Consider the following 19,911-nt stretch of genomic DNA (forward strand, 5'->3'; position numbering starts at 1 on the left):
CGCACCGGACCGGCCTGTGCGGCGTCCGGCGAGCGGTGCGCCGCGTAGCCGGCCAGCAGCAGTCCCGCCGTGGTCAGGAGGACGGCGGCCACCAGCACGGGCGTCCCGGTGCCGCCCCGCCCGCGCCCAGGGCCGCCGGGGGTGGAGGCCGCGTCCGCCCTCGTGCCCCAGGCGGCGGCGACGGCGGCCAGCAGTGGTACCGCGCTCAGCAGCGTCAGCGCGGCCGGCAGCGGCATCGGGTGACCGGGCAGTGGCAGCTGGGCGGAGACGCCGGGCAGTGCCAGCCGGGGTGCCCCGCCGTCGCGTGGCCCCCCGTGTGCGCCCGCCGTCACCAGCAGCGCCGAGGCGCCGCCCAGCGCACAGGGGGCGGCGGCGGTGAGGGCGGCCAGCAGGGGGAGGCGCGCGGGCCCCAGTCCGGCGGCGTCCAGCCCCGAGCGGGCCCTGGCGCACGGCTCCGTACGCGCCAGGGCAGCGGCCAGGTGGGCGGTGACCGCGAGCGGGGCCAGGCACCACGCCAGTTCGACCAGCGCGGCTTGCGGATGCCGGGGATGCTCCAGGGCGTGCGAGAGGGCGTTGAGCAGCAGGAGGCCGACGCCTGCCGAGGCGCACAGGAGCAGCAGGCGGAGCAGGAGCGCCAGGGGTGGCGCGGCCAGGGTCAGACGGAGAGTGAGCACGCTGCCGCGCCTTCCGGTCCCGTGGGTGCGGGCTCCACCTCGGGGGCGGGGGCGCGTGAGCGGCGCCCGTCGGTCAGCGTGACGATCCGGTCCGCCAGGGCGGCGCCGGTCTCGTCCGCCGTCCGTGCCGCCGGGGTCGGCGCGAAGTCGTGGGTGGCCAGGACGACAGTGATGCCGTGCGAGCGGGCGGCGGCGCTCAGGGCGCGCAGCACCTGGGCGCGGTCGGTGCGGTGCAGCGGTGCTGTGGGCTCGTCGGCGAAGAGGACGTCGGGGGAGTGGGCCAGGGCCCGTGCGACGGCCACCCGCTGCCGTTCGGCCTGGCGCAGTACGGCGGGCCGCTTGCGCGCGCAGTCGCCGACGTCCAGCCGGGCCAGCCAGGCGCACGCGGTCTTGCGGGCCGTCCGGTAACCGGTGCCTTGCAGGAGCAGCGGCAGTGCCGCGTTCTCCCAGACGGTCAGCTCCGGCACGAGGCGGGGGCTGCTGTCGATCCAGCCGAACCGGCGCAGCCGCAGCCGCTCGCGGGCCGCGCGTCCGAGCGTGTGCACGGGCGCGCTGTTGAACCAGACCTCGCCGCGCTCGGGCAGCTCCTGTCCGGACAGGCAGCGCAGCAGTGTGGTCTTCCCACTGCCGCGCGCGCCTGTGACGGCGACGATCTCGCCTTCCCGGACACCGAAGGAGACGCCCTGCAGCGCGGGCGATCCGTCGTAGGTGTAGTGCAGTCCGCGCGCCCAGAGCACGTCGTCCGGCGGGGCGGTCATATGAGCACCTCACTCAACATCGCGAGCCGTCGCTCCCTCTGGAGGGTGAAACGAGAGGCGGGGGCTTCGGTCACTTAACCGATGCCCCCGCCATCCCGGTGAGGTGCTCCGGACAGCCGTGCGGGTGCTCGCAGCACGCAGCCCCGCGGACCGTCCCGTCGTCCTACGGCTTCGTCCGTCCCGCGGCTTCGTCCGTCCTACAGCTTCGTCCACGCCTCGGTGAGCACGGAGCGCAGGATCTGCTCGGCCTCGTCGAAGACCTTCTGGTCGGAGATCAGCGGCGGCGCGAGCTGGATGACCGGGTCGCCCCGGTCGTCGGCGCGGCAGTAGAGGCCGTTGTCGAAGAGCGCCTTGGACAGGAAGCCGTACAGGACGCGCTCGGACTCCTCGTCCGTGAACGTCTCCTTGGTGGCCTTGTCCTTGACGAGTTCGATGCCGTAGAAGAAGCCGTTGCCGCGCACGTCGCCGACGATGGGCAGGTCGTGCAGCTTCTTCAGGGTGGTGAAGAAGTTCGCCTCGTTGTCGAGCACGTGCTGGTTGAGGCCCTCGCGCTCGAAGATGTCGAGGTTGGCCAGCGCCACCGCCGAGGAGACCGGGTGGCCGCCGAAGGTGTAGCCGTGCAGGAAGGTGTTGTCGCCCTTGTAGAACGGCTCGGCGAGGCGGTCGGAGACGATGGCGGCGCCTATCGGGGAGTAGCCGGAGGTCATGCCCTTGGCGCAGGTGATGATGTCCGGCACGTAGCCGAACTTGTCGCAGGCGAAGAAGGTGCCCAGCCGGCCGAAGGCGCAGATGACCTCGTCGGAGACGAGCAGGACGTCGTACTGGTCGCAGATCTCGCGGACCCGCTGGAAGTAGCCGGGCGGCGGCGGGAAGCAGCCGCCGGCGTTCTGCACGGGCTCCAGGAAGACCGCGGCGACCGTCTCCGGGCCCTCGAAGAGGATCTGCTGCTCGATCTGGTCGGCGGCCCAGCGGCCGAAGGCCTCCGGGTCGTCGCCGTGGATCGGGGCGCGGTAGATGTTGGTGTTGGGCACCTTGTGCGCGCCGGGCACCAGCGGCTCGAAGGGCGCCTTGAGAGCGGGCAGGCCGGTGATGGACAGGGCGCCCTGCGGGGTGCCGTGGTAGGCGACGGCCCGCGAGATCACCTTGTGCTTCATCGGGTTGCCGGTCAGCTTGTGGTACTGCTTGGCCAGCTTCCACGCCGTCTCGACGGCCTCGCCGCCGCCCGTGGTGAAGAAGACCTTGTTCAGGTCACCGGGTGCGTAGGCGGCGAGCCGCTCGGCCAGCTCGATTGCCTTGGGGTGCGCGTAGGACCAGATGGGGAAGAAGGCGAGGTCCTGGGCCTGCTTGTTGGCCGCCTCGGCCAGCTCGGCGCGGCCGTGCCCCGCCTGGACGACGAACAGTCCGGCCAGGCCGTCGAGGTAGCGCTTGCCGTCGGTGTCGTAGATGTGGACGCCCTCGCCGCGGGCGATCGTCGGGACCGGCGCGTTCTGGTACGACGACATGCGGGTGAAGTGCATCCACAGGTGGTCGTTGGCGGTGCGGGAGAGGTCCTTGCTCCCCTGGTTGGCCTGACTGTCCTTACTCACTGTTATCGCGTTCCCCATGTGTAGGTCTGCTTGCGCAGCTTGAGGTAGACGAAGCTCTCCGTCGACCGCACGCCCGGCAGGGTCCGGATGCGCTTGTTGATCAGTTCGAGGAGGTGGTCGTCGTCGTGGCACACGATCTCGACCAGCAGGTCGAACGAGCCCGCCGCGATCACGACGTAGTCGACCTCGTCGATCTCCGCGAGCGCGTCGGCGACCGGTTCGACGTCGCCGTCGACCGTGACGCCGAGCATCGCCTGGCGCATGAAGCCGACGGTGAGCGGATCGGTCACGGCGACGATCTGCATGACGCCCTGTTCCTGGAGCTTCTGGACGCGCTGCCGCACGGCCGCCTCCGACAGGCCCACGGCCTTGCCGATGGCGGCGTAGGGCCGCCGTCCGTCCTCTTGGAGCTGTTCGATGATCGCCAGGGACACGGCGTCCAGGGAGGAGCCGCCCGTTTTCTTCGAGTCGCGAGCCACAGGTGCCACTGTGCATGAGACATCCTCCGTCCCGCAACCCGTGAGCGATGTAATCCGCAGTGATCAGGTCGAATGAAAACTGATTCCGTTGTTCAACAGGGTTGGGCGTATCGAAAACGTGGCTCGGCCGGTTAGGCTGGCCATCTCACCCAATGGACAACGGAGCAGGAGGGGTGCCAAGTGACCACCGAGCTGCGTCGACTGCGCAACTACATCGACGGAGAGTTCAGGGACGCCGCTGACGGCCGGACCACCGAGGTGGTCAACCCGGCGACGGGTGAGGCGTACGCGACGGCGCCGCTGTCCGGTGCCGCCGACGTCGACGCCGCGATGGCCGCCGCCGAGGCCGCCTTCCCGGCCTGGCGCGACGCGACGCCAGGCACCCGCCAGCAGGCCCTCCTCAAGATCGCCGACGCGCTGGAGGCGCGCGCCGACGAGCTGCTGGCCGCCGAGTGCGAGAACTGCGGCAAGCCCCTGGAGCTGACCCGGCAGGAGGAGCTGCCGATGATGCTCGACCAGATCCGCTTCTTCGCGGGCGCGGCCCGCATGCTCGACGGCAAGGCGGCCGGCGAGTACATGGAGGGCCTCACCTCCTTCGTGCGGCGCGAGCCGGTCGGCGTCTGCGCCCAGGTCGCCCCCTGGAACTACCCGGCGATGATGGCCGTGTGGAAGTTCGCCCCGGCGCTGGCCGCGGGCAACACCGTGGTGCTCAAGCCCTCGGACACCACCCCCGCCTCCACCGTCTTCCTGGCCGAGGTGATGGGCGGGATCCTGCCCAAGGGCGTCTTCAACGTCGTGTGCGGCGACCGGGACACCGGCCGGCTGCTCGTCGAGCACAAGACCCCCGCCATGGCCTCGATCACCGGTTCGGTACGGGCGGGCATGGAGGTCGCCGCCAGCGGAGCCAAGGACCTCAAGCGGGTCCACCTGGAGCTGGGCGGCAAGGCGCCCTGCGTGGTCTTCGACGACGCGGACATCCCGGCGGCCGTCGAGGGCATCCGCGACGGCGGCTTCTTCAACGCCGGCCAGGACTGCACCGCGGCCACCCGCGTGCTCGTCCAGGAGGGCGTCCACGACGAGTTCGTCCAGGCGCTCGCCAAGGCCGCCGCCGAGGTCAAGACCGGCGATCTGAGCGACGAGGACTGCTTCTACGGCCCGCTCAACAACCCCACCCACCTGGAGAAGGTCGAGGGGTTCATCAACCGCCTCCCGGCCCACGCCAAGGTCGAGACGGGCGGCGAGCGCGTCGGCGAGAAGGGCTACTTCTACGCGCCCACCGTGGTCTCCGGCCTCAAGCAGGACGACGAGATCATCCAGAACGAGGTCTTCGGCCCCGTCATCACCGTCCAGAAGTTCACCGACGAGGCGCAGGCCGTCGCGTGGGCCAACGACGTGGAGTACGCGCTGGCGTCGTCCGTGTGGACGACCGACCACGGCACCGCCATGCGTATGTCCAAGGCGCTCGACTTCGGCTGCGTGTGGATCAACACCCACATCCCGCTGGTCGCCGAGATGCCGCACGGCGGCTTCAAGAAGTCCGGCTACGGCAAGGACCTGTCGATGTACGGCCTGGAGGACTACACGCGGGTCAAGCACGTGATGACCGCGCTGTGAGCCGCCCGGCCAGGACGGTCGCCGCCTCGGCGCCTGGCGCGCTCCCGGCCGCGTGACGAGGGCCCGCGTCCTGGAATCTGCCGGGAGGGACGCGGGCCCTTCGCCGTGCGCAGCCGCCGGCGCCACAGGCCGGTCTCCCCTGCCGCGTCCTCGTACGGCACCGTCGTACGAGGACGCCGGGGGACGCGGGCGCGGTGCCCGGCTCAGGACTGGTACGGGTTCCGCGGCTGCTGCGGCTGCTGCGGCTGCTGGGTGGCCGGGTTGTGCGCGTACGGGTTCCGGGCGGCGAAGGGGTTGCCGCTCGGGGCGCCCGTCTGCTGCGGGCCGCCCATGCCCTGCTGCGGTCCGGGCGCGCCGCCCTGGGCCAGCATCTGCTCCGCCGCGTCCTTGGGCACCTCGGTCTGCGCGCCGCAGAAGGTGCACTGGATCGAGTACCGCGCGGGCGCGATGGGGAACAGCGGGATGAAGAACAGCGAGAACTTGGTGACCCGCTTGCGCAGCGGATGTGCGGCCGGGTTGCCGCAGAAACCGCAGAGCAGGTTCAGCATGGCCAGCTGGACGAGCTTGCTGCTGGTGCCGAAGATGATCACGGCGGGCTCCCTCCAGGAGTGCGTCGGTGCTCTCCGCAGCCAATCACCCGGCGGGCTTTGCCGGTAAGCCGGTTCACGTAACAGCCCTGCTCCAACCCTGGCGCCCGCCCGTGGCGTCGAGTTCGCGGACGAGCCGTTCGATGTGGTTGGTGGTGATCGAGTCGACGCCCATCGCGATGAGCCGCCGCATGGTGCGCATCCGGTCGGCCGTCCACGCGGAGACCAGCCGCCCGTCCGCGTGGGCGCGGGCCACCAGTTGCGGGGTGAGCAGCCCGAAGCCGTAGTTGAGCCAGCGGGGCCGCACCTCCTCCAGCAGCGTCGGCCGCACCGGGGCCGCGCGGTCCCAGGAGAGGGCCACCTCCGCGTCCGGCTCGGCCGCGCGTATGCGCCGCATCGCCTCCGGGCCGCCGCAGTAGTACACGCGGTCCGCCGCGCCGGCCTCGCGCACCGCCGCGGCAGTGGCCCGTACGGCCGCCGGTTCGGAAAGGTCGATCAGTGTACGGACCGCCCGGGTGGCCGCCAGCGCGTCGGTCAGTGTGGGCACACCGGGTGCCAGGGACGCCAGCTCCTGCCCGGACAGCGCGGCGACGGCGGCCTGATGGCCCCACAGCCGCTCCAGGGTGCGGTCGTGCAGGACGACGGGGACGCCGTCGCGGGTGAGCCGGACGTCCAGTTCCACGGCGTCGGCGCCCGCCGCGATCGCGGCACGGAAGGAGGGCAGCGTGTTCTCCCGCGCCAGGAAGGGCGCGCCCCGGTGGGCGACGGCGGCCACCCGCCGCCGCCCCGCCCGCCCGGTCACGCGGGACGCTGCCAGGCGGCGAGGTAGGAGTCGATCTCCTCGCACAGCCGGGCCTTGCCCGCGTCGTCCAGGAAGGAGACCTGCACCGCGTTCCTGGCGAGCGCGGCGACACCGGGGGCGTCCAGTCCCAGCAGCCGCGCGGCGATCGCGTACTCGGTGTTCAGATCGGTGCCGAACATCGGGGGGTCGTCGCTGTTGACCGTGACCAGGACGCCCGCCTTGACCATCTCCGTGATCGGGTGGCTCTCCAGGTCCTCCACGGCGCGGGTGGCGACGTTGGAGGTGGGGCAGACCTCCAGCGGGATCCGGTTCTCGGCCAGGTGCTCCAGCAGCCTCGGGTCCCTCACCGCGCTGGTGCCGTGCCCGATGCGCTCGGCGCGCAGCGAGGTGAGGGCGTCCCAGATCGTCTCCGGGCCGGTCGTCTCGCCCGCGTGCGGCACGCTGTGCAGCCCGAGGGCCAGCGCCCGGTCGAAGTACGGCTTGAACTGGGGCCGGGGGACGCCGATCTCGGGACCGCCCAGACCGAAGGAGACCAGCCCGTCCGGGGTCAGCTCGGTGGCGATCCGGGTGGTCTCCTCCGCCGACTCCAGCCCCGCCTCCCCGGGGATGTCGAACGTCCAGCGCAGCACCACGCCCAGCTCCCGTTCGGCGGTCCGCCGGGCGTCCTCGATCGCCTCCAGGAAGGCCACGTCCGGGATGCCGCGCCGCACCGAGCTGTAGGGCGTGACGGTCAGCTCCGCGTAACGGATCGACTGCCGTGCCATGTCGCGGGCGATCTCGTAGGTGAGCAGGCGCACGTCCTCGGCGTCCCGGATGAGGCTCACCACGGACAGGTACACCTTGATGAAGTGCGCGAAGTCGGTGAACGTGAAGTACTCCGCGAGCGCCTCGGGGTCCGCCGGGACGCCCGCCTCCGGGTGGCGTGCCGCCAGTTCCGCGACGATGCGGGGCGAGGCGGAGCCGACGTGGTGGACGTGCAGCTCGGCCTTGGGCAGTCCTGCGATAAAGGCCGTGAGATCGGAAGAATCGGACAAGAGGTGCCTCCGGCTCCTTGAGGGACCGGATCATCGTAGGCACGCTCCGGCTCCCCCGGGACCGCGAGGGGCAAGCCGGCCCGCGGGTCTGCCGGACAGCGCCTTCCTCCGGACCGCCGGTCCGGAGGAAGGCGCTGTCCGGGGCGGCGCATAGCATGGGCACAAGGAACGGGAGGGGACGAGAGGGGGCACGATGGACCACGGGGCAGGGGACGAACAGCCGCCTCCGATACCGCTCGCACCGGACGGACCCGGCCGTGCGTACGGCACGGCACAGGGTTCCGCCCATGGAGGGGTTCCCGGTGGACAGGGCGGCCACCCCGGCCATCCCGGCCAGGGGGCGCAGACCGGGTACGGCGCGCCTGGGCCCTACGGCGCCGCTGGGTACGGGGCCTACGGCGGGGCCCACGTCGGCGGTTACGGCCCGGCGGGCCCGGCCGCTCCGGGTGGCGGCGCCGGGGCGTACTCGCCGTACGGGTACGGGTGGCAGGGGCCGCCCCTCCCGGCGGGCCGGTCCATCGCCGCCATGGTCGTCGGCATCGCCAGTGTCGTGCTCATCCTCACCTGCTGGGGCAGCTTCCTCAGTGTGCTGTCCTCCACCGTCGCGCTCTGCCTGGGCGTCAGCGCCCGCCGCGCGGTGGACCGGGGAGAGCTGGGCGGCCGTCCCCAGGCGACGGCCGGGTTCGTGCTGGGCATCGTCGGGCTCGCCCTGTCGGTGATCGTGAGCACGCTGCTGGTGCTCGGCCTGACCGTCTGGTCGGACGATGGTGACGACGGCGATCCGGGCAGCGGCGGCGGAGGCGACTCCTACAACGCGGGGGGCGGACGGGCGCCGGTGGCGCTGACGCTCTCCTCCGTCTCTCCCGCCCCCTCCGGCTCCCTTCCCCCACCCGTGGCGCGGGGCTAGCCGGACGCGGGAGCGGTTCCGTCCCTCCTCATCCCTGATTCCCCATCCCCCGTCGCTCTGCCCCTTCATCCTCCGCCTCTTTCGCGAAGGCGGGGGCCGGGGCGCTTGTGTGCCGGGCCTCCCCGGACGCCAGGTACGGGAACAGGCGGAGTATCGATTCCGTGGCGTAATCAAAAGATGACTACGGAATCCCTTGTTGGATGGTCGAACCCCTGTCAGGATCGGCTGCCAACAGCGGCCCGTGCAACGGTTCGCATCACAGGGCTCCGTGCTCTCGGATGATGTACTCCGCCGTTCGGCCGGGCCGCCGAGTCCGCCGCACGCCGTAGTGGTCAGGAGTCCCCGATGGTTCAGCGCTTCGATGTGTCCGAACGGTTCGCCGCGGGTGCCCAGTACATCGCGGGGCGGCTCGCGCCCGGCACCTCGGGGCGCTCGCACACGGTCGTCGACCCGGCGACAGGCCATGACGTGCACACCTACGAGCTGGCCGGGCCCGCCGACATCGAGGCGGCCGTCCGGGCGGCGCGCGAGGCCTTCCCCGGGTGGGCCCGCGCGACCCCGGCGGAGCGCTCCGAGGCCATGCACCGCTGGGCCGCCCGGCTGACCGAGCTGACCGGCGAGTTCGTCTTCGCCGAGTCGCTCCAGTGCGGCAAGCCCCTCAAGCTGTCGGCCGAGTTCGACGTACCCGGATCGTTCGACAACGTCGCCTTCTTCGCGGGCGCGGCCCGCCACCTGACCGGCGCGGCGGCGGCCGAGTACAGCGGCGGCCACACCTCCGCCGTCCGCCGCGAACCGCTCGGCGTCATCGGCTCCATCGCCCCCTGGAACTACCCGCTCCAGATGGCGGCGTGGAAGATCCTCCCGGCCGTCGCGGCGGGCAACACCGTCGTCCTCAAGCCCTCCGAGCTGACCCCGCTCACCTCGCTGATGTTCGCCCAGGCCGCGCGGGAGGCGGGCATTCCCGACGGCGTCATCAACATCGTCACGGGGGCCGGACACGACGCGGGCGAGGCACTTGTCGCCCACCCCGATGTCGCCATGACCTCCTTCACCGGGTCCACCGCGGTCGGCAGGCGCGTCGCGGAGATCGCCACCACCGCCTCCCGGCCCGCCAAACGGCTCCACCTGGAGCTGGGCGGCAAAGCCCCCTTCCTGGTGTTCGACGACGCGGACCTGGAGGCCGCCGCGCACGGTGCCGTCGCGGGCGCGCTGATCAACACCGGCCAGGACTGCACCGCGGCGACCCGCGCCTATGTGCAGCGCCCGCTCTACGAGGCGTTCGTCGCCGCCGTCGCCGACCTGATGGGCCAGGTACGCGTCGGTGACCCGTTCGCCGACGGCACGGACCTCGGGCCGCTGATCTCGCACGCGCAGCGCGACCGGGTCGCCGGCTTCGTGGACCGCGCCCGCCGTTACGCGACCGTCGTCACCGGCGGCGAGGCCCCCGGCGGGGACCTCGCCGAGGGCGCGTACTCCCGGCCCACCCTCATCACCGGGGCCCCGCAGGACAGCGAGGTCGTCCAGCAGGAGATCTTCGGCCCCGTGCTCGCCGTCCTCCCGTTCGACACCGACGACGAGGGCATCGCACTGGCCAACGACACCCCCTACGGGCTCGCCGCCTCCGCCTGGAGCCGGTCGGTCTTCCGCACCGGACGGGCCGCCCGCGAGATCCAGGCCGGCTGCGTGTGGCTCAACGACCACATCCCGATCATCAGCGAGATGCCGCACGGCGGCTACAAGGCCTCCGGCTACGGCAAGGACATGTCCGCCTACTCCTTCGAGGAGTACACCCAGATCAAGCACGTCATGTCGGAGACGACGGGCGCCGTGCGGAAGGACTGGCACCGCACGGTCTTCGGCGACCGCTGACGCCCCTGCCTTTCCCCTCCTCCTCAGGAAGGCGGTCCCCCATGGACCTGTACGAAGGCCTGCCGGAACCCGTCGCCAAGGCGTGGGAGCGCGGCCTGACCACCGGGCGCGCCGCGATGTCCCGGCGCCGGCTGCTGCGTGCCGCCTCCCTCGCCGCGGCCGGGTCGGCACTCGCCGCCTGCGGCATCCCGCCCGCCGCCGGCAGCAAGGGCGGCACCGGCCCCTCGGACACCCCCGACCACTCCAAGAAGGAGAAGGTCCTCAACTTCGCCAACTGGCCGCTGTACCTCGACGTCGACGAGAAGAACAAGAAGAAGCACCCCACCCTCGACCGGTTCCAGCGCGAGTCCGGCATCCGCGTCAAGTACGTCGAGGACATCAACGACAACAACGAGTTCTACGGCAAGATCAAGCCGCAGCTCGCCGCCGGCCAGGACACCGGGCGCGACCTGGTCTGCCTCTCCGACTGGATGGCGGGCCGTGTCATCCGGCAGGGCTGGGCGCAGCGCCTCGACCCGGCCAACCTGCCGCACGCGGTCACCCATCTGGAGGACCGCTTCCGCGCCGCCGCACACGATCCGGGCCGCCAGTACAGCTACCCGTGGGCGGGCACCGCCTGCATCGTCGCCTACAACAAGAAGGCCACCAAGGGGAAGAAGGTCACCAGCGTCACCCAGCTGCTGGAGGACGAGTCCCTCAAGGGCCGGATATCCATGCTGACCGAGATGACCGACACCATCGGTCTGACCATGCTCGACATGGGAGCCGACTCCGAGCACTTCTCCGACGACGAGTTCGACGCGGCTATCGCCCGCATCCAGAAGGCCGTGGACCGCAAGCAGCTGCGCCGCTTCAGCGGCAACGACTACCTGGACGAACTCAACTCCGGTGACATCGCCGCCTGCCTGGCCTGGGCCGGGGACATCGTGCAGCTCCAGCTCGACAACGAGGACGTGGAGTTCGCGGTTCCCGAGCGCGGCTACCTCTTCGGCACCGACGACCTGCTGGTGCCTGCCAAGGCCCGCCACCGGAGCAACGCCGAGGCCCTCATCGACTACTACTACCGGCCCGAGGTGGCCGCCGAGCTGGCCGCGTGGGTCAACTACATCTGCCCGGTCTCCGGGGCCAGGGCCGAGATGGAGAAGATCGACAAGGACCTGGCCGAGGAGCCGCTGGTCTTCCCCGACCAGCGCATGATCGAGAAGGGCAGGAACTTCCGGCCGATGACCGCCAAGGAGCAGGCCCGGTACGAGGAGAAGTTCTCCACGCTGATCGGGGCCTGAGCCCGGCACCGCCCCTCGTCGGACGGTCCCGGAGCCCGTGGCCCGCACGGGTCAGGACCGCCGCTTCGGGCGCCCCTTGTCCGCCTCCGCTCGTCGGGCCTCCTCCCGGCCTCGCCGCCCCGCCCTGGTGTGGGCGTGCTGCCGGGACCGGCCCCCTCATCCCCGAGGACCGGCCATGACCATCACTCTTTCCGGTATCAGCAAGCGCTTCGGTGACTTCACCGCCGTCCACCCGCTCGACCTCACCATCCCCGAGGGCTCCTTCTTCGCCCTGCTGGGAGCCTCCGGCTGCGGCAAGACCACCACGCTCCGCATGATCGCCGGGCTGGAGGAGCCGACCGCCGGCAGCATCCTGCTCGGTGACGACGACATCACCCGCCTGCCGCCCCACAAGCGCCCCGTCAACACCGTCTTCCAGAACTACGCGCTCTTCCCGCATCTGGACGTCGCCGAGAACGTGGCCTTCGGGCTGCGGCGCCGCGGCGTCCGCTCCGTCCGCAAGCAGGTCGAGGAGATGCTGGAGCTGGTGCAGCTGGGCGCCATGGCCCGCCGCAAGCCGCGTCAGCTCTCCGGCGGACAGCAGCAGCGCGTGGCCCTCGCCCGGGCGCTCATCAACCGCCCCCGCGTACTGCTCCTGGACGAGCCGCTGGGCGCGCTCGACCTCAAGCTGCGCCGGCAGATGCAGCTCGAACTCAAGCGCATCCAGACGGAGGTCGGCATCACCTTCGTCCACGTCACCCACGACCAGGAGGAGGCCATGACGATGGCCGACAGCGTGGCCGTGATGTACCAGGGCCGCGTCGAACAGCTCGGCCCGCCCGCTGAGCTGTACGAGAACCCGCGCTCCACCTTCGTGGCGAACTTCCTGGGCACCTCGAACCTCATCGAGGCGGAGGTGCTCCCTCCCGAGGAGGGCACCTCCGCCGGGACGGACGCCGGGATACGGGTGAAGACGGCCGGCGCGGATGCCTCCGCGTCCGCTGGTGCGGGCACTGGCACGGGCACGGGCTCGGGTGCCGGTGCCGGTGCCGGCTCCGGTGCTGGTGCCGGCGTCGGTGGTGATGGTGAGGCCGCGCTGCGACTGCCGTCGGCCCGCTGCGCCGTCGAGGGGGCGGAGGCCGGGACGAAGGTGCTGGTCGGCGTGCGTCCGGAGAAGATCTCCCTCACCCACGCCGACGAGGCCGGTACCGTGCCAGCGGGCCACAACCGGCTCACCGGCCGCATCACGGACGCCAGCTACCTCGGCGTCTCCTGGCAGTACCTCGTCGAGACCCCCGCCTGCCCCGAACTGACGGTCTACGCACAGAACGTGGAGCGGGACGACAGGCTCGTCCCCGGCGCCAGGGTCGTCCTGCACTGGCGGCCCTCCCACACCTTCGCCCTGGACGCGGCACAGGACGCGGCGGCGGGGGAGGAGGCCCTGTGACCACTGCGGCCCCCCTCACCGGATCCTCCAGCCCCGCGCCCGGCCCGGCCGAGGCGCCAGCGGACCCCGCCGGCGGCGCCGGAGACGGGCGCTCCCGGCGCGGGCTGACCCCGTACTGGCTGCTGCTGCCCGCCGGGCTCTGGCTCGCCGTCTTCTTCGTCGCCCCGCTCTTCTACCAGGCGTCCACCTCCGTGCAGAGCGGTTCGCTGGAGGAGGGCTTCCGCGTCACCTGGGAGTTCTCCCACTACACCGACGCGCTGGAGACCTACGGCGCGCACTTCGTCCGCTCCTTCGGCTACGCGGCCACCGCGACAGCGCTGTGCCTGGTCATCGGCTACCCGCTCGCCTACATGATCGCCTTCCGCGCGGGACGGTGGCGCAACCTCGTGCTGGTCATGGTCATCGCCCCGTTCTTCACCAGCTTCCTGATCCGCACGCTCGCCTGGAAGACGATCCTGTCGGACGGCGGCCCGGTCGTCGGCGCCCTGAAGTCCCTGCACGTCCTCGACGCGACGAGCCTGCTGGGGCTGACCGGCGACGAACGGCTGCTGGCCACTCCGCTGGCCGTGGTCTGCGGACTCACCTACAACTTCCTGCCGTTCATGATCCTGCCGCTCTACAGCTCGCTGGAGCGGATCGACACCTCGCTGCACGAGGCGGCCCGCGATCTGTACGCCAAGCCCTCCACCACGTTCCGGAAGGTGACCTTCCCTCTCTCGCTGCCCGGCGTGGTGGCCGGAACCCTGCTCACCTTCATCCCGGCGTCCGGCGACTACATCAACGCCCAGCTGCTGGGCTCGCCGAACGAGCAGATGATCGGCAACGCCATCCAGAAGCAGTTCCTCAACGTCCTCGACTACCCGACGGCGGCGGCGATGTCCTTCCTCCTGATGGCGCTCATCCTCGTCATGGTCAGCGTCTATATGCGCAAGGCCGGGACGGAGGAGCTGGTCTGATGCCGAGCACCACCACCGGCCCCGTCGCGGCCCGCTCCTCCCGTCCGTCCGGCACGCCGCGCCCGTCGGGCCCGCCGCGCCGGTCCCGCTCGCCGCTGCGCCGGCTGCGGCGGAACGCCGTCGTCCTGGCGGGGTGCGCGGCCCTGGCGTACCTGCTCCTGCCGAACCTCGTCGTCCTGCTGTTCTCCTTCAACAAGCCGGCGGGGCGTTTCAACTACTCCTGGCGCGCCTTCTCCACCGACGCCTGGACGGACCCCTGCGGCGTCGCCGACATGTGCGGCTCCCTCCGGCTCAGCCTGCAGATCGCGGTACTGGCGACGCTGATCGCCACGGCGTTCGGTACGTTCGCCGCCTTCGCCCTGGCCCGCTACCGCTTCCGCGGCAAGAGCACCACCAACGCGCTGATCTTCCTGCCGATGGCCATGCCCGAGGTGGTGATGGCCGCATCCCTCGGCACCCTGTTCCTCAACATGCGCATCCAGTTCGGCTTCATCACCATTCTGATCGCACATGTGATGTTCTGTCTGAGCTTCGTCGTGGTCGCGGTCAAGGCGCGGGTGATGAGCATGGACCCCCGCCTGGAGGAAGCCGCACGCGACCTGTACGCCGGCCCTTTCCAGACCTTCTGGCGCGTCACACTGCCGCTCGCCGCGCCCGGGATCGCCGCAGGCGCGATGCTCAGCTTCGCCCTCTCGTTCGACGACTTCATCATCACCCAGTTCAACGCGGGCCCCTCGACGGTCACCTTCCCCATGTTCGTCTGGGGTGCGGCACAGCGCGGCGTGCCGGTGCAGGTCAACGTCATCGGCTCGGCGATGTTCGTGCTGGCCGTCGCCCTGGTGCTCGGCGGTCAGCTGACGGCCAACCGCCGCAGGAGGGCATGAGCCCGGCCGGTCCGGTCCCCCGGCCGCCGGCCCCCGCGAACCCCGTAAGAGACCCAAGGAGCCGATGACCGTGAGCGATGCCGTGGACCGCCATGCTGCCCTCCGCTCTCTCGCCGACGCCCGGCCCGTCCCGTTCTGGCTGGACGACCCCGACCACCGTCCCGCACCCCGCCCGGCCCTCGTCGGCGACGAGAGCTGCGACCTGCTCGTGGTCGGCGGCGGCTACAGCGGCCTGTGGACGGCCCTGCTCGCCAAGGAACGCGACCCCGGGCGGGACGTCGTCCTGATCGAGGGGGAAGAGGTCGGATGGGCCGCCTCCGGCCGCAACGGCGGCTTCTGCGCCGCCTCCCTCACCCACGGCTTCGGCAACGGGCTCACCCGCTGGCCCGACGAGATCGTCACCCTGGAGCGGCTGGGACGGCGCAACCTCGACGCCATCGAGGACGCCGTCTCGCGCTACGGCATCGCCTGCGACTTCGAACGCACCGGCGAGATCAACGTCGCCACCGCACCCCACCAAGTGGCCGAACTACGGGAGTACGCGCACGAGGCGCGTGCCCTGGGCATGGACGAGGACCTCACCTTCCTCGACCGGGACGCGGTACGGGCCGAGGCCGACTCCCCCACCTTCCTCGCCGGACTGTGGGACCGCACCGGCGTGGCCATGCTCAACCCCGCCCGCCTCGCCTGGGGCCTCAAACGGGCTTGCGAGCGGGCGGGCGTACGCGTCTGGGAGCACACCCCGGCCACCCGTCTCGGCGCCCGCGGGGCCCACCTCGCGGTCGCCACCCCCTACGGCCGCGTCCGCGCCCGGCACATCGCCCTCGGCACCAACGCCTTCCCCTCCCTGCTGCGCCGGGTGCGGCCCTACGTCGTCCCCGTCTACGACTACGCCCTGATGACCGAGCCGCTCACCGGGGAACAGCGCGCCGCGATCGGCTGGCACAACCGGCAGGGCCTCAGCGACAGCGCCAACCACTTCCACTACTTCCGCCTCACCGCCGGCAACCGCATCCTGTGGGGCGGCTACGACGTCCTGTACCACTACGGCAGCAGGATCTCCCGCGAGTACCACCAGCGCCCCGAGACCTTCGCCAGACTCGCCCGGCACTTCTTCCGCTGCTTCCCCCAACTGGAGGGCCTCCGTTTCACCCACAGCTGGGGCGGGGCCATCGACACCTGCTCGCGCTTCTCCCCGTTCTTCGGCACGGCCATGGACGGGCGCGTCGCCTACGCGGCCGGATACACCGGTCTCGGCGTGGGCGCCACCCGCTTCGGCGCGGAGGTGATGCTCGACCTCCTCGCGGGCGAGCGGACCGAACGCACCGCACTGGAGATGGTGCGCAAGAAGCCGCTCCCCTTCCCGCCCGAGCCAGTGCGCTGGGCCGGGATCGGCCTCACCCAGTGGTCCCTGGCCCGTTCGGACGCCCAGGGCGGACGCCGCAACCTGTGGCTGAAGGCGATGGACAAGGTGGGCATGGGCTTCGACAGCTGACCGCCGCGCGGGGTGGCTGACCGCCGCGCGGGGGCTGACCGCCGTGAGGGCGGCTGACTACCGCGAGGGATGGCTGACCGCCGCGAGGGGCGGCGACCGGCCCCCTCAGCCGGCCTGCCGCCGCCTTGGGCGTCGTGGCGGACGGCGGGCGGCCACGGCGGCCCAGCTGAGCAGCAGCACACCGAGGCACCAGCTCGCGGCCACGTCCAGCGGCCAGTGGTAGCCGCGCCACACCAGGCCGAGCCCGTTCCCGACGGTCAGCGAAGCGACGAGCGCCCACGCCACCGCCCGGACCGCGCTCGACAGCAGCCCGGACAGGAGGAGCAGCGCCCCGCCGAACGCCACCGCGGTGGTGGCCGCGTGCCCCGACGGGAAGTACCCGCCGCCGCCCAGCGGCCCCACGCGGTCGGTCCACAGCTTCACCCCCGTCACGACCGGCGCCAGCACGCCCATGGCCACCGCGTAGCACAGCACCGGCCACCAGCCGCGACCGCGGGTCAGCAGCAGGGACAGCGCCATGGCGGCCGACAGCGACGGCAGCGCCACCGGCATGTTGCCGAGATCGGCCAGCACCTCGGCCAGGGCACGCGGGGGAGCGGCCGCGCGCATGGCGTCCCCCAGGTCCTCGTCCCAGCGGAAGAGAGGACCGCGCACGAGGACCTGCCAGGAGCACAGCGCGAAGACGATCCCGCACACGCAGCCGGCCAGCGCCGGCGGCAGGGAGAAACGCGGGGAGGAGGGACCGGATTCGGTCATGGACGTGGCTGGCCGCCCGGGAACCGGGGGGACAGTTCCAGGGCGGCCGACTCGACCGGGCTTCCGCAGGCCCCGGGGGGTGTGGGACAAGCGGTCATCCGATCGGTGAGCAACGTGCGCGAGGGCACGACCGGGCCTGTCTTGGGGAGAGACCGGCTCGGGCCAGAGCGGCGGAGGTGGCACTCCGTACCGCCTGGCGACTGCAAGAACCGTACGGCAGGACGACCGGGCCCGACAGATGGATCACGCACCGGACATCGGCCCCGCACAGATTCTTCACCAGTAGCGCTCCCCTGCTGGTCACCGCACCCGCACGGCGCGAACGGCCCGCCCTCGCGGGCAGGCCGGGAACGGCCCGCCCATGGCGTCGGAAGCACCACGGTACCGGGCCGGCCGGGCCCGTAAACGACGGAGTGCGGGCGCCGGAACGCCCGCACTCCGCAGGTTGCTCACGCGGGCCGTCGGGGCCCGTACGGGCGGGCCGCCCACGCCCGTACGGTGGGGCTGCCAGAGCCCGTACGGTGGGGCCGCCCACGCCCGTACAGTCGGGCCGTGACGGTCTCAGCCCGTGGCGGTGTCCGCGTGCCGCCCGTCACAGGCTCGCGAGCGCGTCCTCCAGGATGCCCAGCCCCTCGTTGAGCAGGTCCTCACCGATGACCAGCGGCGGCAGGAAGCGGACCACGTTGCCGTAGGTGCCGGTCGTCAGGATGAGCAGGCCCTGCTGGTGGCACGCCTTGGCCAGGGCGGCCGTGGCCTCCGGGTTGGGCTCCTTGCCGCCGGGCTTCACCAGCTCGATGGCGAGCATGGCACCGCGCCCGCGCACCTCACCGATCACGTCGAACCGCTCCGCCATCTTCTCCAGCCGCGGCTTCATGACCTCCTCGATGCGCCGGGCCCTGGCCGGCAGATCCAGCTCGCGCGCGGTCTCGATGGCACCGAGTGCCGCCGCGCACGCGACCGGGTTGCCGCCGTAGGTGCCGCCCAGGCCGCCGCTGTGCGCCGAGTCCATGATCTCCGCGCGGCCCGTGACGGCCGCCAGCGGCAGACCGCCCGCGATGCCCTTCGCGGTGGTGATCAGATCCGGCACCAGCCCCTCGTCCTCACAGGCGAACCACTGGCCCGTCCGGCAGAAACCCGACTGGATCTCGTCCGCGACGAACACGATGCCGTTGTCCCGCGCGAACTGCTGGATCCGCGGCAGGAAACCCTTGGCCGGCACGATGAACCCGCCCTCGCCCAGCACCGGCTCGATGATGATCGCCGCGACGTTGTCCGCGCCGACCTGCTTGGTGATCTGGTCGATCGCCTGGGCCGCGGCCTCCTCGGCGCAGTTCTCCGGGCCGGTCAGCCAGCGGTAGGGGTAGGCGACCGGAACGCGGTACACCTCGGGCGCGAACGGGCCGAAACCGTGCTTGTACGGCATGTTCTTCGAGGTGAGCGCCATCGTCAGGTTGGTGCGGCCGTGGTAGCCGTGGTCGAAGACCACGACGGCCTGACGGCCCGTGTGCGCACGGGCGATCTTGACGGCGTTCTCCACCGCCTCCGCACCCGAGTTGAACAGCGCGCTCTTCTTCGCGTGGTCACCCGGCGTCAGCTCGGCCAGCTCCTCGCAGACCTGGACATACGGCTCGTACGGCGTGACCATCGCACAGGTGTGGGTGAAGTCGTTCAGCTGCTCCGTCGCCCGCCGGACCACGGCCTCGGCGCTGTTGCCCACGGAGGTCACGGCGATACCCGAACCGAGGTCGATGAACGAGTTGCCGTCCACGTCCTCCAGCACGCCACCGCCCGCGCGCCGCGCGAAGACGGGCAGCACCGTCCCGATGCCGTCGGCGACCGCGGCCTGCTTGCGCGCCATCAGCTCCTGCGACTTCGGCCCCGGAATGGCGGTGACGACACGCCGCTCCTGGGGGAGGGTGGGCCCTCCGGACAGTTCACTCTTCGCGGTCATAGCGCACTCCTCGGGAGGAACGGGGGTCTGGTACCTCGCAGGCTAGGGGCACCACACCGGGCGACACATGCTCCGCTCCGGAGAACTGCGGACCGCCCGTTGGCCACCACGGACATAGCCGCCTGGCGGTTCGGACGGGAGTCACAAACGGGGAGTGAGGCCATGGCCTCGATGGGGCGCGGGGAGGAGTGGGGCCATGGTGGCGGTGGTGCGGTGGGAGGAGTGAGGACACGGCCCACGGCGGTGTGCGGGGAGGAGTGAGGTCGCGGTGCCGGTGGCGTACCGGGAGAGGGAGGCCACGGCGCCGGTGGTGCGGCGGGAGGGATGAGGCCGTGGCGGTGGCGGTGCACCGGGAAGAGTGACCCCGGCAGTGCGGTGGGGGAGTGAAGCCATGGCGCTGGCGGTGCGGTGGGAGCAGAGGGGCCGTTGCCCATGGCGGTGTGCGGGGAATGGCGGTGTGCGGGGAGGAGCGAGGAGCGAGGCCATGGCGTCGGCGGCGCGGCGGGAAAGGCCCCCTCGCCATGGACGCCGGTTCGCGGGCGTGGACCAACTGACGTGACCGGCCGCTAGATTGGTGCCTGAGGGTGCCAGCCACGGCAGGCCGGCACGTCGGGGCGTCAGGGAGCTGAGGCAGCACATGGACATGGGGCTTCCCCACCGGAGGCAGGGCACGGGCACTCCGGACGGCTCCGCCCACGTATGGCGGGGCGCCACGCCGCAGCCCGAGAGCGGCGGCCTCCCCGCCGCCCGCCCCCCGGCGCCGAGCGCTCCCGCCCCCGCCGACATTCCACGGGCACGGCCCGCGGTGCCCGCCACGCCCCCGCCACCGGCTGTCCCCCCACCGCCGGCG

16 protein-coding genes and 2 pseudogenes are annotated in these 19,911 nt (G+C 71.9%); 9 read left to right on the forward strand and 9 right to left on the reverse strand.

What is annotated here, in order from left to right:
- The 4 genes and pseudogenes from FM076_RS24410 to FM076_RS24425 all read right to left on the reverse strand — a co-directional run.
- Nucleotides 1-674 (reverse strand): annotated as a pseudogene (locus FM076_RS24410) (hypothetical protein); the annotation flags it as partial.
- Complete coding sequence (locus tag FM076_RS24415; protein ID WP_173873069.1) at nt 656-1,432, reverse strand: ABC transporter ATP-binding protein; 777 nt, start codon at nt 1,430-1,432, stop codon at nt 656-658. The pseudogene FM076_RS24410 and the gene FM076_RS24415, both read right to left, overlap by 19 nt.
- Nucleotides 1,433-1,629: 197 nt before the next feature.
- Nucleotides 1,630-3,036 carry an aspartate aminotransferase family protein gene (locus FM076_RS24420; protein ID WP_173873070.1) on the reverse strand — a complete coding sequence of 469 codons (1,407 nt, stop codon included), beginning with the start codon at nt 3,034-3,036 and terminating at the stop codon, nt 1,630-1,632.
- Nucleotides 3,021-3,506 carry an Lrp/AsnC ligand binding domain-containing protein gene (locus FM076_RS24425; RefSeq protein WP_173873071.1) on the reverse strand — a complete coding sequence of 162 codons (486 nt, stop codon included), beginning with the start codon at nt 3,504-3,506 and terminating at the stop codon, nt 3,021-3,023. The genes FM076_RS24420 and FM076_RS24425 overlap by 16 nt, the downstream gene beginning before the upstream one ends.
- Nucleotides 3,507-3,677: 171 nt before the next feature.
- On the opposite strand from FM076_RS24425, the gene FM076_RS24430 reads away from it, so the two are divergent.
- The gene (locus FM076_RS24430; protein ID WP_173873072.1) at nt 3,678-5,111 is read left to right on the forward strand and encodes an aminobutyraldehyde dehydrogenase; all 1,434 of its coding nucleotides are present in this window, start codon (nt 3,678-3,680) and stop codon (nt 5,109-5,111) included.
- A 203-nt stretch (nt 5,112-5,314) separates the two neighbouring features.
- Here FM076_RS24430 and FM076_RS24435 read toward each other — a convergent pair whose 3' ends face one another.
- The 3 genes from FM076_RS24435 to FM076_RS24445 form a co-directional block, all read right to left on the reverse strand.
- Nucleotides 5,315-5,701 carry a zinc-ribbon domain-containing protein gene (locus FM076_RS24435; RefSeq protein WP_173873073.1) on the reverse strand — a complete coding sequence of 129 codons (387 nt, stop codon included), beginning with the start codon at nt 5,699-5,701 and terminating at the stop codon, nt 5,315-5,317.
- Nucleotides 5,702-5,774: 73 nt separating this feature from the next.
- A complete protein-coding gene (locus FM076_RS24440; RefSeq protein WP_173873074.1) occupies nt 5,775-6,500 on the reverse strand; it encodes a glycerophosphodiester phosphodiesterase in 726 nt (241 codons plus the stop codon).
- On the reverse strand, nt 6,497-7,534 hold the full coding sequence (locus FM076_RS24445) for an adenosine deaminase (RefSeq protein ID WP_173873075.1): 1,038 nt from the start codon (nt 7,532-7,534) through the stop codon (nt 6,497-6,499). Before FM076_RS24445 ends, FM076_RS24440 begins: the two co-directional genes overlap by 4 nt.
- A 193-nt stretch (nt 7,535-7,727) precedes the next feature.
- Here FM076_RS24445 and FM076_RS24450 point away from each other — a divergent pair, with 193 nt between their 5' ends.
- The 8 genes and pseudogenes from FM076_RS24450 to FM076_RS24480 all read left to right on the forward strand — a co-directional run bounded on the left by FM076_RS24450 (nt 7,728) and on the right by FM076_RS24480 (nt 16,354).
- Nucleotides 7,728-8,441, forward strand: coding sequence for a DUF4190 domain-containing protein (locus FM076_RS24450; protein ID WP_173873076.1), 714 nt, complete (start codon nt 7,728-7,730; stop codon nt 8,439-8,441).
- A 345-nt stretch (nt 8,442-8,786) separates the two neighbouring features.
- Complete coding sequence (locus FM076_RS24455; protein WP_173873077.1) at nt 8,787-10,310, forward strand: gamma-aminobutyraldehyde dehydrogenase; 1,524 nt, start codon at nt 8,787-8,789, stop codon at nt 10,308-10,310.
- Nucleotides 10,311-10,351: 41 nt separating this feature from the next.
- A complete protein-coding gene (locus FM076_RS24460; RefSeq protein WP_173873078.1) occupies nt 10,352-11,593 on the forward strand; it encodes a polyamine ABC transporter substrate-binding protein in 1,242 nt (413 codons plus the stop codon).
- 256 nt (nt 11,594-11,849) lie between these two features.
- A pseudogene (locus FM076_RS35365) lies at nt 11,850-12,182 on the forward strand (ABC transporter ATP-binding protein); the annotation flags it as partial.
- A gap of 195 nt (nt 12,183-12,377) precedes the next feature.
- Entirely contained in the window at nt 12,378-13,019 is a 642-nt protein-coding gene (locus tag FM076_RS35370) for a TOBE domain-containing protein (protein ID WP_428815170.1), read from the forward strand.
- Nucleotides 13,016-13,975 (forward strand): ABC transporter permease subunit, encoded by a 960-nt coding sequence (locus tag FM076_RS24470; RefSeq protein ID WP_173873080.1) that lies wholly within the window; start codon nt 13,016-13,018, stop codon nt 13,973-13,975. Before FM076_RS35370 ends, FM076_RS24470 begins: the two co-directional genes overlap by 4 nt.
- Nucleotides 13,975-14,859, forward strand: a complete 885-nt coding sequence (locus tag FM076_RS24475; protein WP_345945201.1) for an ABC transporter permease — start codon at nt 13,975-13,977, stop codon at nt 14,857-14,859. The genes FM076_RS24470 and FM076_RS24475 overlap by 1 nt, the downstream gene beginning before the upstream one ends.
- Nucleotides 14,860-14,923: 64 nt before the next feature.
- A complete protein-coding gene (locus FM076_RS24480; RefSeq protein ID WP_173873081.1) occupies nt 14,924-16,354 on the forward strand; it encodes an NAD(P)/FAD-dependent oxidoreductase in 1,431 nt (476 codons plus the stop codon).
- A gap of 105 nt (nt 16,355-16,459) precedes the next feature.
- Here the strand turns inward: FM076_RS24480 and FM076_RS24485 are convergent, their stop codons facing one another.
- On the reverse strand, nt 16,460-17,110 hold the full coding sequence (locus FM076_RS24485) for a phosphatase PAP2 family protein (RefSeq protein WP_173873082.1): 651 nt from the start codon (nt 17,108-17,110) through the stop codon (nt 16,460-16,462).
- A 592-nt stretch (nt 17,111-17,702) separates the two neighbouring features.
- Nucleotides 17,703-19,061 carry a 4-aminobutyrate--2-oxoglutarate transaminase gene (gabT, locus tag FM076_RS24490; RefSeq protein ID WP_173873083.1) on the reverse strand — a complete coding sequence of 453 codons (1,359 nt, stop codon included), beginning with the start codon at nt 19,059-19,061 and terminating at the stop codon, nt 17,703-17,705.
- Between the last annotated feature and the right edge of the window lie 850 nt (nt 19,062-19,911).

This window comes from Streptomyces albus subsp. chlorinus, assembly GCF_013302895.1.
Taxonomy (GTDB): Bacteria; Actinomycetota; Actinomycetes; order Streptomycetales; family Streptomycetaceae; genus Streptomyces; species Streptomyces chlorinus.

What these genes read in the sequence shown, in the direction of transcription:
- FM076_RS24475 (WP_345945201.1), top strand. Translation starts at nt 13,975, where the DNA reads ATGCCGAGCACCACCACCGGCCCCGTCGCGGCCCGCTCCTCCCGTCCG.
- FM076_RS24415 (WP_173873069.1), bottom strand. Translation starts at nt 1,432, where the DNA reads ATGACCGCCCCGCCGGACGACGTGCTCTGGGCGCGCGGACTGCACTAC.
- FM076_RS24420 (WP_173873070.1), bottom strand. Translation starts at nt 3,036, where the DNA reads ATGGGGAACGCGATAACAGTGAGTAAGGACAGTCAGGCCAACCAGGGG.
- FM076_RS24485 (WP_173873082.1), bottom strand. Translation starts at nt 17,110, where the DNA reads ATGACCGAATCCGGTCCCTCCTCCCCGCGTTTCTCCCTGCCGCCGGCG.
- FM076_RS24460 (WP_173873078.1), top strand. Translation starts at nt 10,352, where the DNA reads ATGGACCTGTACGAAGGCCTGCCGGAACCCGTCGCCAAGGCGTGGGAG.
- FM076_RS35370 (WP_428815170.1), top strand. Translation starts at nt 12,378, where the DNA reads ATGTACCAGGGCCGCGTCGAACAGCTCGGCCCGCCCGCTGAGCTGTAC.
- gabT (WP_173873083.1), bottom strand. Translation starts at nt 19,061, where the DNA reads ATGACCGCGAAGAGTGAACTGTCCGGAGGGCCCACCCTCCCCCAGGAG.
- FM076_RS24455 (WP_173873077.1), top strand. Translation starts at nt 8,787, where the DNA reads ATGGTTCAGCGCTTCGATGTGTCCGAACGGTTCGCCGCGGGTGCCCAG.
- FM076_RS24450 (WP_173873076.1), top strand. Translation starts at nt 7,728, where the DNA reads ATGGACCACGGGGCAGGGGACGAACAGCCGCCTCCGATACCGCTCGCA.
- FM076_RS24480 (WP_173873081.1), top strand. Translation starts at nt 14,924, where the DNA reads ATGACCGTGAGCGATGCCGTGGACCGCCATGCTGCCCTCCGCTCTCTC.